This window comes from Streptomyces sp. NPDC004721, from assembly GCF_053601495.1.
On the sequence record NZ_JBSGBZ010000006.1, the window covers coordinates 1 to 14,630 of the forward strand.

The following is a 14,630-nucleotide window of genomic DNA, read 5'->3' on the forward strand; positions in this document are numbered from 1 at the left end:
AACGGCGCCCCCGTCGCCACCGTCGGCCCTCACAGCGAAGCCAACGGCGTCAAGGTGCACCACACCAGGGGCGTCCACGTCAAGGACGGAGTCGTAGGCAGCTTCCGGGTGGTCAAGCGCCACCACGGCGAAGACTTCGACTTCTAAACCCAACCGCACCATGCGAACCACATAGAACCCCGGCCCGCCGTAATCGGGCCGGGGTTCCGGCCTCAGACCCCCTGGGGCAGCCAGCACATGGTGCCCACACCCGCCCCTTGCCCAAATGGTCCACGCACCTTGCACGCCATCCTAAAACCCGCCAGAAGGCGCTGCGAGGCCGCCCACGCCGACGTCCCCCCGCTTCACCGGTTCACCCCCAAGGGAATTCCCGCTGGAACACCCCACTTGGCGGCATTGCCCAGCAACGGCCACCGGTCTCCTTCGCAGCAGTCGGGTGAGCCCGAACGGGTGACGAAAGCGAAAAGCGCACCTCCGGTGCGGCTGCCCTCACCCGGCCCGTGACCGCAAGCAAAGCACACGGACCCAGGACACAGCGGCAAGCCACGCGACCACAGGGCACATTCCCCACCCAAGACACCTCGGGAAGACTCCTATGAACAACCGCCTGGTGGAGGACGCAAGCGACGACAACTACGTCATGGACATCCTCGACATCACCTGCACCCCCGCGCTGCCGCGCCTCGGACACCCAGTCCGCTGGGACATGGAGTGCTACCTCAAAGAGACGGTCGACCTGACCCAGGTCACCTGCAGGGTCATCATGAAGATCGGCCCCATGAAAATACTCGACAAGAGCTACAAACTGCCCGACCTGCTGGCACGCATGGGCACAAGCCTGTCGGGCGACGCCCAACCACCCGCCGGACCGTGGAAACAGACCTGGCACCTCCACATCCCCCAGACCGTGCCCGTGGCCAGACACCGACTCCACCTACGCGCCCACACAGCAGACGGCAAGAACTTCCTCGCCCTGGACATCCCCCTCGCCTTCAGCCACAGATGGACCACCTCCAGCGACAACATCGGCTCACCCAACCACCACGACTTCGGCAGAGACCTCAGCCAAGCCGTGTGACCAAAGCTCACACCCCCTGCACACACCATCAGCCGCGTGGCCCGCAACCTCACGAAACCTGTGGCCGCTCAGCCCACTCCCGCCCCACCCGGTGAGGTCTTCTCAGCACGTCACGCACCCGCAGCCACCCAGAGCGCCGGCCACGCCCCCGTCACAGTCATCCCGGTCGTGGAGGCAAGCAGCGCCTCCACGACCGGGGCAACCGTCGATGCTCCTGCGGACTCCCGAGGGAAGGCACCGTTGCAGTACTAGGCTGCGCCGATGGAACGCGAAACCAACGTGGCCGAGAGCGTCGCCCTGCCTGCAGGTCCGGCCCAGGCGAATGACTACGACAGCTTCGCCGAGGCGTACTCGACGGAAACCGAGAGCAACCTCGTGAACGCGTACTACGCGCGTCCCGCGATGTTGGCCCTCGCCGGAGACGTGGCCGGCCGCCGGATCCTGGACGCCGGCTGCGGCTCCGGCCCCCTGTCCGCTGCACTACGCGACCGCGGTGCCGTCGTCACCGGTGTGGACGCCAGCGCCGGGATGCTCGCGTTGGCCAGGCGGCGGCTCGGCGACGACGTAGCCCTGCACCTGGCCGACCTGAGCGACCCCCTGCCGTTCGACGACGGCGCGTTCGACGACGTGGTCGCGTCGCTGGTGCTGCACTACCTGGAGGACTGGGAGCCGACGCTGGCCGAGATACGGCGAGTACTCAGGCCCGGCGGCCGACTGATCGCGTCGGTGGACCACCCTTTCGTGGCCTACACGATCCAGGATCCTCGGCCCGACTACTTCGCGACCACCAGCTATACCTTCGACTGGACGTTCAACGGGCAGTCCGTCCCGATGAGGTTCTGGCGCAGGCCGTTGCACGCGATGGCCGATGCCTTCACCATCGCCGGCTTCCGCCTTGCCGTCATCAGCGAGCCGCAGCCCGACCCGGCCGCCCGTGAACTGTTCCCCGACGACTTCCATGACCTTTCAACCAAAACCAACTTCCTGTTCTTCGTCGTCGAGGTACCGCCGTCGGCTGCGGGCTCGGACGAACAGAGCTGCAACGGCGCTTGCCGTGACGCATGATCAGGCAGCTCAAAAGGCCGATACCCTCCACATCGCGGCCACCATCCGGCACGACACCGTCGTCACCGTTGTGTTTCCTTTCGGGTGATTCCTGCACCATTGTGAGGATGCAGTGGGTGACCGAACCACGACCTGTCGCGGAGTCCCCGCTCTCCCTACCCTCCCGTATCCATGACAACAGAACACCGGAAAACAACCCGCAGACGGTTCCTCACGGGTGCCGGGGGCACGGTGGGCGCCCTCGCCTTATGGCCGGACGCCGCCGCTGCCACTGCCTCCACCGGCAAACACGTCGCCGTCCTCGGCGGCGGCGTCTCCGGACTCAGCGCCGCCCATGAACTCGCCGAACGCGGCTACTCGGTCACCGTCTACGAGTACTACGACGTGCTCGGCGGCAAGGCACGCTCGATGAACGTCCCCGGATCCGGCACGGGCGGCCGTAGACCCCTGCCCGGCGAACACGGCTTCCGCTTCTTCCCGGGCTTCTACCGGAACCTGCCCGACAGCATGCGCCGCATCCCCTTCCCCGGCAACGCAAACGGCGTCCACGACAACCTGCGCGGCGGCACCGAGGCACTCTTCGCCCGCGAGGCGGGCCGCCCCGACCTTCACTTCCCCCTACGACGGGTCACCACCCCGCCCGCGCCCGGCGACATCACCCCCTCGTGGATCCGCGACCAGATCCTCTCCGTCCTCGACCTGGGCAGCCGGCTCCCCGCGAACGAGGCCGCCTACTTCGCCGACCGTGTCCTCGTCCACCTCACCAGCTGCGACGCGCGCCGCGAGGACCAGTGGGAGAAGACCTCCTGGTGGGACTTCATCCGCGCTGAACGGATGAGCGAGGAGTACCGCACGCTCCTCGGCATCGGACAGACCCGCAACCTCGTCGCCACCCGCGCCCAGGTCGCCTCCACCCGCACCGTGGGCCGCGTCATCATCGAGGCGCTGCTGCTGTGGGGCCTGCTGGGCCGCGGCATGGACGGCGACGCGGACATCGACCGGGTCCTCAACGCCCCGACCAGCGAGGCGTGGATCGACCCCTGGTCAGCACACCTGCGCTCGCTGGGCGTTCGGTTCGTTCTCGGCACCCAGGTACAGGAGATGCTCTTCGAGGGCGGACGTGTCACCGGCGTGAAGGTCTCGGCCCGTGACGGCAGCAGCGAACGCACCATCACCGCCGACCACTACGTCTGCGCCATGCCCGTCGAGCACGCCCGGCGCACCTGGGGCACCGCCCTGCGCGCGGCCGACCCGCAACTCGCCCGGTGCGACGCACTGCAGACGGACTGGATGACCGGTGTCCAGTTCTACCTGCGCACCCCCACGCCCGTCGTCCACGGACACATCAACTGCCTCGACTCACCGTGGTCCGTGACAGGGATCGCACAGGCGCAGTTCTGGGACGTACGGAACTTCTCGCAGGACTACGGCGACGGACGCGCCCACGACTGCCTGTCAGTCATCGTCTCGGAGTGGGACAAGCCGGGGATCCTGTACGGCAAGAAAGCCCGTGACTGCACGCGCGAGGAGATCGTCGAGGAGTGCTGGGCGCAGCTGAAGGACGCCCTGAACGACTCCCGCAAGACGACACTCACCGACACCGACCGGGTCGGCTGGTTCATGGACCCGGCCGTGACAGGCCTCGGCAGCCCCGACCCGCACAATCGCGAGCCGCTCCTCATCCACCCCACCGGCACGCTCTACAACCGCCCGTCGGCGAAGACCGCCGTACCGAACTTCTTCCTCGCCGGCGACTACGTCCGCACCGACGTGGACCTGGCCACGATGGAAGGCGCCAATGAATCGGCACGACGGGCCGTCAACGCGCTGCTCGACCAGGACGGCTCGGACGCCGAACGCTGCCGGATCTGGGAACTGTACCGCCCCCAGGAACTGGAACCCCTCAAACGCATCGACAAGATCCGCTACCGACTCGGCCTGCCCAACACCTTCGACCTGGGATGAGGAGGAAGTCCGCTGTCGCCGGCCCAGTGACGGCGGTACCGATCCATCGGCGGGCGGCGCCGCTGTTGTACCCGGCCAGTGGGTCGTCGGCGTTCAAGCGTGGGACAGCTCGGGATGGCTGGTTCGAGGCCCGGGTCGGCGGTGCCTGCCCATGGGTTCGATGCTCTCAGCCGACTCATAGCTGGTCCAAGAGGCGGGCGTAGGTGTCGACGGCGCGTTCGGCCTTCGCGTGGCGGTGCCCTGTTCCTGCCCACAGGTGGATCAGGCGTGTGTCACCGGCAGCGGTGGCCGCTTTGCGGAGTGGGCCGGTGAGGTGGTGGAGGGCGGGGTACCCCTCGGGGGCGATGGCGTCGTACTGATCAATGAAGTGGTTGCGCAGGGCGCGTGCGGGCCGTCCTGTGAAGGCGCGGGTGGTGGCGGTGGTGGCGAAGGCGGGGTCGACCAGGGCCGCCTTGTGCGGTGCGGATGCTCCGCTCTCGTGGGTGCGCAGCAGGGCGGTGCCGATCATGGCGGCTTCGGCGCCTGCGGCCAGCGTGGCGGCCACGTCGTCGGCGGTGGTGATTCCGCCGGTGGCGATGACGGGCAGGGCGACGGCGTGGCGCACTGCGGTGATCAGGTCGGTGAGCCGGATGGACTGGGGCGGTCGTGCGGGGGTGAGCGTGGCCGAGTGCCCGCCGGCGGCCGCTGCCTGGACGATCAGCGCGTCGACGCCGGATTCAGCGGCCAAGCGCGCTTCTTCGGCCGAGGTGACGGTCTGCAGAACGGTGCTCCCGGCGGTGCGGAGAGCGCGGACGACGGCGGGGTCCGGAATGCCGAAAGTGAAGGCCACCCAGGGGACGGGTGCGGAGGTGAGCAGGTCGATCTTGTCCGTCCAGTGGTCGTCGTCCTCGATCGGCTCCTCGGGCAGCGTGAGGCCGTAGCGGTTGGCCTCCACCTGCACCGCCCGTGCGTAGCGCCGGTATGCCTCGTGAGGGACGGGGACCGGGTTGGGGACGAACAGGTTGACGCCGAAGGCGACGTCCTGGGCGCGCGTGGTGTGGATCTGCCCGGCGAGTGCCTGTGCGGTCTTGTATCCGCCGGCGAGGAACCCCAGCCCGCCCGCGCGGGCGGCGGCGGTGACCAGTGCGGGGGTGCTCGGTCCGCCGGCCATCGGCGCTGCGATGAGAGGAAGGTCTGCTCCGAGGTCGGACAGCAGGGTGCTCACGACAACTCCTTCTGGAGGTAAGGCAGCGGCAGGGGTGTCAGGACGCCGTGATCATGGGGCCGAGGTGGTGCGGGAAGCGGACGCAGACGGCGGTGGACGCGACTGCGGCGGCGACGACCGTCGCACTGCCGAGCAGGAGCGCCTGGTGGTAGCCGTGGCTGAGCAGCGGGGCGGCGAGCAGCGGGCCGAGGATCTGGCCGACGCTGTATCCGGCGGTCAGCAGGGCTACGGCCCGGGGCACTTGAAGATGGCTTCCGATGGACAGGGCGATCGTGCTGACGCCCATGAATGTGGCGCCGAACAGTACGGAGGACACGAGCGCGGGCGTGGTGCCGCCGAGCAGCGCCGGCAGGGCGATGCCGATGGCCTGGATGGTCAGCGCGGCCGGTAGGAGGGCCGGCCTGGACCAGCGGCGGGCCAGCCGGGTCCACAGGGCGCACGAGGGAAGAGCGGCGAGGCCGACCACGATCCAGGCTCCGCCGCCGAGCCAGCCTTTGGCACCCTGTTGGATCGCGGCGACCAGAAAGGTACCGGCGACGATGTAGCCGATGCCCTCGAAGGTGTAGCTGGCGAGCAGCGCGAGGAACCAGCGGTGGGTGCGCGGCCGTTCGGCCTGCGCGACTCTTGCGGAACTGACGGTTTCCGGCTGCGGGGCCAGGGGCCAGGCGAGTGCGGTGAGCACGGCCGCGAGCGCGGCGCAGGTCCACCAGGCGGCTTGCCAGGTGGACGCGGCCTGCACGGCGACAACCAGCAGGCTGGACAGGGCGATTCCGGCACCGACGCCGCCGAAGGCCCAGCCGACCAGGTGGTGGGCGTGTGCGCGAAGGCGGGAGAGCATCGCGCTGACGGCAATCACGAAGACCAGCGCGCTGGCGGCACCGGCGATGAGACGCAAGCCGAACCAGGCGGTTCCGTCGTGCGTGACCGGCATGAGTGCCAGCGTCAGCACCAGCACGACGAGCGAACCCCGCAGTGCCGCGGCCGACCGTACGACGGCGGGGGCGGCGATGCCGGCCAGAGCGCCTGCGAGGTAGCCGATGAAGTTCGCCGTGGCCAGGTTCGCCCCGAGTGCCGGGGAGAGTCCGGCCTGCTCGTGCATGAGGGGAAGGATGGGGGTGTAGACGAACCTGCCGACTCCCATTCCCGCGGCGAGGGCGGCCGCCGCCTGGACGGCGATCGTCCACGGCGACTGCGTTCGGGGACGGGGCGGGGCCGATGACTTCACGGCTGCTGATGCCTTCACGGCTTGGGCGCCTTCCTGAGCGGCGTTCACGGGCCGACTTCCACGCTAGGCAGCGCACGCACGACTGTGAAATGCCGGATACGCTGCCGCTATGCGCCGCAGGCATGGATGCGTGGAGAGGGGTGCCAGGGGCATGGATGTCGAATTCCGTCACCTGCGGGCCTTCACGTCCGTGGCCCGTCACCGATCGTTCTCCCGTGCCGCCGAGGAACTGCTGATCACGCAGCCGGCGCTGAGTCGTACGATCGCGCAGCTGGAGGGGAATCTGAGCGTCCGCCTGCTCGACCGCTCCTCGCGTCACGTCGAACTGACGGACACCGGCGCGGAGTTCCTCGTCCACGCGGAGCGGGTGCTCGCGACGCTGGACGAGGCCCTTGCCGTGGCGAGCCGCCATGTCATGCTGCGGCTCGGTTTCAGCTGGCTGCTGCCCGACCCCTGGGCTCAGCAGGCCGTCAGCCGCTTCGAGGAGAGCACGGGGGCGTCGGTCGTCCTGACGCGGACCGACGATCCTCTCCAGGCGCTGCGCCGGCGCACCGTCGACATCGCTCTGATCCGGGGTGACATCGACGTACCCAGAGGGGCGCGCGCCGTGCACCTGTGCGACGAGCTGCGCGTCGCGGTGTGCTCCGAGCATTGCGATCTGGCCCGCATCGGTCATCTGGACTGGTCCGACGTGCAGCACTGGCCGTTGGTCGTGAACACGGTCAGCGGCACCACCGGCCCCTGGTCGTGGCCGGTGAACCAGCGTCCGGCCCAGATCATCGAGACGTCGAACTACGACGAGTGGCTGGAGACGGTGGCCGCCAACCGCGGGATCGGCATCGTCCCCGAGGTCGCGCAGCGCCGCACCCAGCACCCCGCCCTCCGCTTCGTGCCCCTCACCGACGCTCCGCCGAGCCCGGTCAGCCTCGTCTACCTGCCCGACGTCCAGCGCACGCTGATCCGCCGGTTCCTGGACACAGCCCTCCGGATGAAGACGGAGTGACGCACGTGGCGTCCTGCCTTTGAGCTGCATCCATGCCTGATATGCACACATGCGTCGGCCCAGGCATTTCAGACAAAGCTGGGCGGTCATTGCTGTCGGCGGTGACCGGACCTTGCGGCGAGGACCACGATGACCACGACGCGACGGTCCCGGCAGGAACGCGCGATCACCATACGGGGCGGCCCGACCGCCGTCATCGACATCGGCGACCTGCGCATCGCCAGCGATCCGACCTTCGACGAGCGCGGCCGCGGCCGGCGGGAAGCTGTCTTTCACCGGGTTGACCAGGACGAGCAGGCCGACCAGGCCGGCGATGAGCACGGGACGTCGGATGATGTGCCGCGCAATAATCTTCAAGCGCTGGCGTCCGCGGGCGCGGGTGACTTGTTCCCACTCTGACGCTGCCATGTCATCAGCCGAACGAGCTCGTGCATGGCCGGGTGCTGGCGCATCCGGTGCTGCGGCGTTCCTTGTCCAGCAGGTGGCCGACGACGGCACCCATCTCGTCTACGACTCTGCCGCCGGCGCCCTATCCGGATGTCAAGACGGACACTCCGTGGCCGCTGCCTGTGGCGTCGCCCCCGAGGTTCTCGCCCTACTGCGGCGCATCTCGGCTCAGGATGGATGGAAGACACTGTTTGGTTGCTGTGCCACCACCTCACCGAGGCGGATTGCGATGATTCAGATGCGTCGGTTCACCGCGTGGTTGCGCCGCCGGGATCCGGGGCTCGCCGCCATGCGGCGGGCGGCCAGGACCGCGGTGGTGATGCCGTCCCTCTTCGCGCTGTGCACCCAGATCTTCCACGCGCCGGTCACGGGTACCTACGCCGCGTTCGGCGCGTTCGCGATGCTCTTGCTGGTCGAATCCTCCGGCCCCGTGGAGCAGCGGCTGCGCGCGCATGCGGCGCTCGGCGCGGCCTGGCTGGTGCTGGTCTCACTGGGCACCCTCGCGTCGCAGTCGGTCTGGATCACGATTGCTGCGACGCTGGTGGTGGGCTTCGTCGTGCTCTTCTCGGGCGTGGTCAGCTCGGTCCTGGCCGGCGCCTCGACGTCGCTGCTCTTGGCCTTCGTCCTGCCGGTATCTGCGCCCGCTCCCCTGACCCAGCTGCCCGACCGGCTGATCGGCGTGGTGCTGGCGGCCGGGACATCCGTGATCGCGGTCTGGCTGTTGTGGGCGAGGACGCAGCCCGATCCGCTCAGCGCGCCGGCCGCCCGGGTCTGCCGAGCTGCGGCAGTGCAGTTGCACACCGATGCGGACTACTTCACGGGCCGTGCCGCCGGCCCCGCCTTCGGGGAATGCCGTGCCTGCGCCCAAGAGACCAGGTCGAGCACACAGAAGCTGCAGCAGGCATTCACCGCCACCCCCTACCGGCCCACCAGCCTGTCCACCGGGTCCCGGGCACTGGTCCGCCTGATCGACGAGTTGACCTGGCTGAGCGCAATCCTCGCCGAGGCCGCCCCCGCCGTCGAGGACGGTTCGACGGGCACTCTGCAGTCCTCAGTGGTGCGCAGGGCCGCTGCCGGCGTACTGGATCTGGCGGCGGAGATGCTCGATGACCCGCGCATGACGCCGGGCCGCCTGCGCGCCGGGGTGGAGGAGCTCCGTCATGCATTGACCGCGCTGGAGGACGGGGCGGTCAACCGGCTGCCGATGCCGGACGGCGACGCCGGTGGCAGGCATGGCCTCGACACCTTGGTCGACAGTCTCGACGTCACCTTCCGGGCTCAGGAGGTGGCCTTCGTCGTCCTGCAGATCGCCCAGAACGTCGACATCGCCCGGACCGCCGATCACCGCGGCTGGCCGGACCGGCTGCTCGGCCGCGAGCCCGGCTCCCCGGCCGGTCGCCTGACCAGTGCCACGGAACGCGCCGCCGCACATGTCGAGCCGCACTCCGTATGGCTGCACAACAGCATCCGCGGCGCCATCGGCCTGGGCATCGGCATCGCGCTGGCCGACGCGACCGGCATCCAGCACGGCTTCTGGATCACGCTGGGCACCCTGGCCGTGCTGCGTTCCAACGCTCTCAGCACCGGGCAGAACGTCTTCCGTGCCCTCGGCGGCACCCTGGCCGGCTCGATCCTGGGCGCCGGTCTGCTCCAGCTCATCGGACACAACACGACCGTGCTGTGGATCCTGCTGCCCGTCGCCGTGATGGCCGCGGGTGTCGTCCCGGCCGCGATCTCGTTCGCCGCCGGGCAGGCGGCCTTCACGCTTACCCTGGTCATCCTGTTCGACATCGCCCAGCCCGCGGACCTGTCGGTCATCCTGTTCCGTATCGAGGACATCGCGCTCGGCTGTGCGGTGAGCCTGGTCGTCGGCCTGCTCTTCTGGCCGCGCGGCGCGTCCGCCGCCCTCGCCAGGGCGTTGGCGGAGGCGTACGTCGACAGCGCGCGTTACGTGCACGGGGCAGTGGGCTATGCGGTGTCCTGCTGCACTTTCAGGCCCGAAACCATCGAGCACCCGCAGGAGGGCCGCCGGGCGGCGGCCGCGGCGCGCCGGCTGGACGACGCCTTCAGGACCTACCTGGCCGAGCGCGGAGCGAAGGACGTCTCGTTGTGCGAGACGACGACTCTGATCACGGGTGTCGTAGGGCTCCGTCTGGCCGCCGACGCGGTCCTGGAGCTGTGGCGGCGGGCCCCGGGTGACCGGCCACTCGAAGACCGCGCCGCCGCGCAGAGGGAGCTACTGGTCATGGCGGAACGGGTCTTCCGGTGGTACGAGAGTCTGGCCGAGGGGCTGGAGAACAAAGGGCAGGTGCCGGAGCCGCTGGAGTCCGACCAGGAGCACAACGCCCGGCTGGTCGAGGCGGTCCGCCGGGACCTGCGTGATGCGGACGGGCGGGCGACGGGGACCGGCATCCGCATCATCTGGACCGGCGACCATCTGGAAGCAGTGCGGCGGCTCCAGTCGCCCATCGCGGCGGCAGCCGGTCATGCCGACGCGCGCGTTGCCGTGATGGGATCAGTTTGACTCCTCAGGTACCGACAACCCACTCAGTCGCGCTTGGTCGTATCGCAAAGTGAGACAGAGATGAGACGGAATGCGAAACAGCCGGGGCCCGGCGCGAAGGTGCTCCGCGCCGGGCCCCGGCCCGAACTCCCGCTCTCAGCAGGTCACTTCACGCCGACCGCCCGGACGATCTCCTGCGAGACGGTCGCGCCCTTGTCGTCGCTCGCGGAGGCCCGCAGCGAGACGGACGTCGCGTTCGCGGGCACCTGCAGCTCGCCCTTCCAGGAGGCGCCGCTGCCGGCGAGGCCGACGGACGACCAGGTCTTGCCGTCGTCGTAGGAGACCTCCAGCTTGCCGCCGCCGATGGTGCCGGTGCCGGTCGCGCCCTTGACGTACTCGGCGTAGAGCCCGACGGGCAGCTTCGTGCCCGCGCCGACCTTCCCGGCGAGGTCGGTGTCGACGTCGAAGCCGAGGTTGATCATCGGCAGGAAGATCTGCGCGTCGGTCGCGGGCCGCGCCGAGCGCACGGTCCACTCGGTGTGCCCCGTGGTGCCGAGGCTCCACTTGGCGGGGTCGAGCGCCGTGTCGGTGACGACCTTGTACGTCTTCTCGGCCGGGTCGGCCTCCCAGACGTAGCCGGCGGAGCTGACTCGGCGGCCCTGGCTGACCCCGTCGGCGAAGACCTCGGTGTACTGCTTCATGCCGCTCTCGGGGTCGTACGGGTCGCCGAAGCCGGTGTGGTCGGGCCCCGAGTCGCCCCAGCCCGGGGTGTTGAACTTGATCTGGTCGGCCCAGCGCTGCTGCCCCCAGCCGAGCCCGGAGCCCAGCCACGGGTGCCAGACCGGCTTGAACCAGTTCAGCTCGGTGCGCTTGCCGGGCTGGTAGGTGACCAGGCCCGAACGCTCCTCCAGGCTCGGGAGGTTGACGGACTCGTGCCACTTCTGGCCCGGCTCCATCGACACGTAGTCGGTGCGCTTGCCCGGGAACGTGTGGCGCTCCTGGAAGCCGACGCCGACCTTGAAGGTGTCGGTGAGCGAGAAGCGGAACTCGCCGCCCTCGGTCTTCTTGTCGCCGTAGTACGTGGTGTCGACGGTGGCGAGGTCCCGGCCGGCCGGGGCGTAGACGAGGCTGCGGTCGGGGATGGCGCCCGTGTAGCCCTTCGACACGTCGTACAGGTACGAGGCGTCGTCCGTGCCGGTCATGTCGATGACGCCGCCGCTGCGGGCGCGGGACTGGAGGCGGGCGAAGTCGGCCTGGGTGACGCTCGCGATCTGCAGCGGGCGGTTCTCGTGGTTGTCGTAGAAGAGGGTGTTGAGGCGGCCGGGCGCGTCGTCGGTGACGAACAGCGCCTTCGCGCCCGCGTCCTGGGCGGCCTGCGCGATCTGGGCCTCGGTCAGGGTGCCGTCGGCGTGCACGAGGACGGCCTTGCCCTTGACGTCCTTGCCCGCGTAGCCGGCGGGCGCGCCGTTGCCGGCGTCGATGACGCCGAGCCGGCTGTGGCCCTCGATCAACGTGGAGCCGGGCTGTTCGTACGTCTCGTCGATGCCGTCGACGGCGACCCGCGGCTGGCCCTGGCGCCAGACGGTGCGGTACTCGTAGCTGCCGTCCGTGACCTTCTTCGTCGGCGCGGCGAACAGCGAGTCGTACTTGATCGGGACCTGGACGATGCCGAGCACGTCGGCGCCGCCCGCCTTGCGGTCGTACTCCATGAGGCGCTGGCGCGGCTCGGTGTCCTTGGGCAGCCGGATCGCGGCCTCGCGCAGCGTGCGCCCGTCGAGGGTGATCTCGCGGTCTTGGTCGAGCTTGATCTCCGGGTCGGAGAGGTAGGCGAGGCCGAGCGAGTCCGGGCCGCTGGAGCCGCGTACGTCGAGGAAAGTGTCGGCGGTGTACGTGCCGGGCTTCAGGCGCAGCTTGACGGTGCCGGAGTCGCCGACCGTGACGACGCCCGGGTTGGTGCGCTGGGCGAGCTGCTGGAAGACGATGTTCGCGGGGGTCGGCTTGCCGTCGCGGTCCTTGACGTGGACGGTGAGCGTGTACCGCTCCTCCTCCTTGACCAGGCCGAACGCGGTGTGCGCGACCGGGATCCCGGCGGCGCCGGCCACGATCTGCCCGCTCACGGTGCCGACGGCGGCCTTGCTGCCGTCACCGGTGACGGTGGTGGAGGCGGTACCGTGCGCGGGCACGGTCAGTGTGCTGTCGGCGAGACTGACCACTCCGTCCGGCGCGCCTTCCGCGGCCAGCTTCAACTCCACGGGCTGCTCGGAGGAGTTGGAGTAGGTGACGGTCTTGGTGACCGGCTTGTTGCTCTCGTAGGGCCACTTGAAGAAGCCGAGGTCGGCGCTGCCGGTCGCGGTGATCTTCGCGGCGATGGCGTCGGGCACGGAGACGCGGCCCGAGCCGACCGCGTACGTCGTGTCGTCGAGCCGCTTCGAGGACGACATCAGGGCGTCCTTGAGCTGGGCGCCCGTCCAGTCCGGGTGGGCCTGGGCGAGCAGCGCGGCGACACCGGCGACGTGCGGCGTCGCCATCGACGTACCGCTCATCGTCGCGTACGAGCCCGAGCCGTTCGCGAGGGAGGAGCGGGCGGCGAGGATGTCGACGCCGGGGGCGGAGACGTCCGGCTTGAGGGCGTTGTCGCCGAGACGCGGGCCCTGGCTGGAGAAGTACGCGCGCTCGTCCTGACCGTCGACCGCGCCGACGGTGAGGGCGGCGTCGGCGGCACCGGGCGAGCCGATGGTACCGGGGCTGTAGGAGTTGCCGGCCGCGATCACGAACAGGGCGCCGGTCTCCGCGGAGAGGGAGTTGACGGCGGCGGCCATCGGGTCGGTGCCGTCGCTGCCCTCCTGCGAGCCGAGGGACATGGAGATGACCTTGGCCTTGATGTCCTTGGCGGCCCACTCCATACCGGCGATGATCTCGGACTCGGTACCGAAGCCCTCGTCGCTGAGCACCTTGCCGACGGCGAGGGTCGCGTCGGGGGCGACACCCTTCTCCTTGCCGTCGGACGCGGCACCCGAACCGCCGACCGTGGACGTCACATGCGTGCCGTGCCCTTGCCGGTCCGCGACCTCCTGCCCGGCGATGAACGACTTCGACTCACTCACCCGCGAGGCGAGATCGGGATGCGTCGCGTCGTAACCGGTGTCCAGCACTGCGACCTTCACACCCTTGCCGGTGAGCCCCGCCTCCCACGCCTTCGGCGAACCGATCTGCGCGTTCGACTGGTCCATGTCGGCCTTGACCCGGCCGTCCAGCCACACCTTTCCGATGCCGTCGGCGAAATGGCCCTTCTCCGTGGCCGCGTTCCAGAACGTACGGCCCTTATCGGCGGCGAGTGCGGCGCCGCCGACACTGTTCAGCTTACGCGTGCGCTTGGCGCCCTTCGGGGTGGCGGCCGCGGAGCGCGCGCTCTGGCCCTTGTACGTCACGATGAGCGGTGTCGCGTCGACCTTGCTGTCCGCGAGGCCCTGCTCGATCAGGGTGCTGACGTCGAAGAGCCGGGGGTCCAGGGTGCCAGAGGCCAGGTACTGCTGCGCCTCCTCGGGTATGACGGTGATCCGCCCGTCGGTCACCTGGGTGCGCACCGCGCCGGTGGCGCCCTGGGGACGCTTGACGTCGACGGTCTTGCGGCCGCCGCCGATCTCCGTGACGGTCACCTTGTCGCCGGTCACCAGCGTCACCGTGTGGGTGGCGCGGGCGGCCTTGGTGGTCTGCGCGGGCACGACGTCCTGCGCGGCCGGTGCGGCGCCCGCACCAGCCGTGGGCAGCAGCGCGAACGTGAGACCGGCCGACAGCAGGGCCGCGCAGCGTCGCGCGGTACCTCTGGTCATGGTTGCCTCTCCTCTACGGACCCCGGGCGCCGGTGGGGGGTGGGGCCGGACGCCCGGATGTAGCGAAGAGTCTGAAGGGACTTGTGAGGAACAGGCGTTGACCACCACTGGCGGGAATACGCCCCGACGGCTTCTCGCCAGACGCCCGGAGCCGGCCCCGGCCAACCGGAACGTCGCGCATGCGGGCGCTCCACATAGCCCCTGGTCAAGAGGGAGCCATCGCGCAACTCTCCGAGTAGCGGTGCTCGTTGAAGGGAGAGGTGGCGCAAAGGCCTTGTACGACTGGTTTTCGGTTCATAGCCAGTTGAGG

General features: G+C 69.7%; 9 protein-coding genes. 6 read left to right on the plus strand and 3 right to left on the minus strand.

Features of this window, described 5'->3' with window-relative positions:
- Nucleotides 1-595: 595 nt before the first annotated feature.
- From ACWEK3_RS06760 to ACWEK3_RS06770, 3 genes are all read left to right on the plus strand, one after another.
- On the plus strand, nucleotides 596-1,078 hold the full coding sequence (locus ACWEK3_RS06760; protein WP_453249082.1) for a hypothetical protein: 483 nt from the start codon (nucleotides 596-598) through the stop codon (nucleotides 1,076-1,078).
- A 261-nt stretch (nucleotides 1,079-1,339) separates the two neighbouring features.
- Nucleotides 1,340-2,143: a class I SAM-dependent methyltransferase gene (locus ACWEK3_RS06765; RefSeq protein WP_453249083.1), complete on the plus strand. Its 804-nt coding sequence runs from the start codon at nucleotides 1,340-1,342 to the stop codon at nucleotides 2,141-2,143.
- 171 nt (nucleotides 2,144-2,314) lie between these two features.
- Nucleotides 2,315-4,108 (plus strand): FAD-dependent oxidoreductase, encoded by a 1,794-nt coding sequence (locus ACWEK3_RS06770; protein ID WP_453249084.1) that lies wholly within the window; start codon nucleotides 2,315-2,317, stop codon nucleotides 4,106-4,108.
- A 175-nt stretch (nucleotides 4,109-4,283) separates the two neighbouring features.
- On the opposite strand, the gene ACWEK3_RS06775 is transcribed toward ACWEK3_RS06770, so the two are convergent.
- Together ACWEK3_RS06775 and ACWEK3_RS06780 are read right to left on the minus strand one after the other, a co-directional pair.
- Nucleotides 4,284-5,312 (minus strand): nitronate monooxygenase, encoded by a 1,029-nt coding sequence (locus ACWEK3_RS06775; RefSeq protein ID WP_453249085.1) that lies wholly within the window; start codon nucleotides 5,310-5,312, stop codon nucleotides 4,284-4,286.
- Between the two features lie 37 nt (nucleotides 5,313-5,349).
- Entirely contained in the window at nucleotides 5,350-6,537 is a 1,188-nt protein-coding gene (locus ACWEK3_RS06780; protein ID WP_453249182.1) for a YbfB/YjiJ family MFS transporter, read from the minus strand.
- Between the two features lie 151 nt (nucleotides 6,538-6,688).
- Here ACWEK3_RS06780 and ACWEK3_RS06785 point away from each other — a divergent pair, with 151 nt between their 5' ends.
- From ACWEK3_RS06785 to ACWEK3_RS06795, 3 genes are all read left to right on the plus strand, one after another.
- The gene (locus ACWEK3_RS06785; RefSeq protein WP_453249086.1) at nucleotides 6,689-7,540 is read left to right on the plus strand and encodes a LysR family transcriptional regulator; all 852 of its coding nucleotides are present in this window, start codon (nucleotides 6,689-6,691) and stop codon (nucleotides 7,538-7,540) included.
- A 129-nt stretch (nucleotides 7,541-7,669) separates the two neighbouring features.
- Nucleotides 7,670-7,939 (plus strand): hypothetical protein, encoded by a 270-nt coding sequence (locus tag ACWEK3_RS06790; protein ID WP_453249087.1) that lies wholly within the window; start codon nucleotides 7,670-7,672, stop codon nucleotides 7,937-7,939.
- Between the two features lie 277 nt (nucleotides 7,940-8,216).
- Nucleotides 8,217-10,511, plus strand: a complete 2,295-nt coding sequence (locus tag ACWEK3_RS06795; protein WP_453249088.1) for an FUSC family protein — start codon at nucleotides 8,217-8,219, stop codon at nucleotides 10,509-10,511.
- Nucleotides 10,512-10,654: 143 nt separating this feature from the next.
- On the opposite strand, the gene ACWEK3_RS06800 is transcribed toward ACWEK3_RS06795, so the two are convergent.
- A complete protein-coding gene (locus ACWEK3_RS06800; RefSeq protein ID WP_453249089.1) occupies nucleotides 10,655-14,320 on the minus strand; it encodes a S8 family serine peptidase in 3,666 nt (1,221 codons plus the stop codon).
- Nucleotides 14,321-14,630 lie beyond the last annotated feature (310 nt).

Coding starts and splice junctions, on each gene's coding strand:
- ACWEK3_RS06800 (WP_453249089.1), bottom strand. CDS start 14,320: ATGACCAGAGGTACCGCGCGACGCTGCGCGGCCCTGCTGTCGGCCGGT.
- ACWEK3_RS06760 (WP_453249082.1), top strand. CDS start 596: ATGAACAACCGCCTGGTGGAGGACGCAAGCGACGACAACTACGTCATG.
- ACWEK3_RS06795 (WP_453249088.1), top strand. CDS start 8,217: ATGATTCAGATGCGTCGGTTCACCGCGTGGTTGCGCCGCCGGGATCCG.
- ACWEK3_RS06790 (WP_453249087.1), top strand. CDS start 7,670: ATGACCACGACGCGACGGTCCCGGCAGGAACGCGCGATCACCATACGG.
- ACWEK3_RS06765 (WP_453249083.1), top strand. CDS start 1,340: ATGGAACGCGAAACCAACGTGGCCGAGAGCGTCGCCCTGCCTGCAGGT.
- ACWEK3_RS06785 (WP_453249086.1), top strand. CDS start 6,689: ATGGATGTCGAATTCCGTCACCTGCGGGCCTTCACGTCCGTGGCCCGT.
- ACWEK3_RS06770 (WP_453249084.1), top strand. CDS start 2,315: ATGACAACAGAACACCGGAAAACAACCCGCAGACGGTTCCTCACGGGT.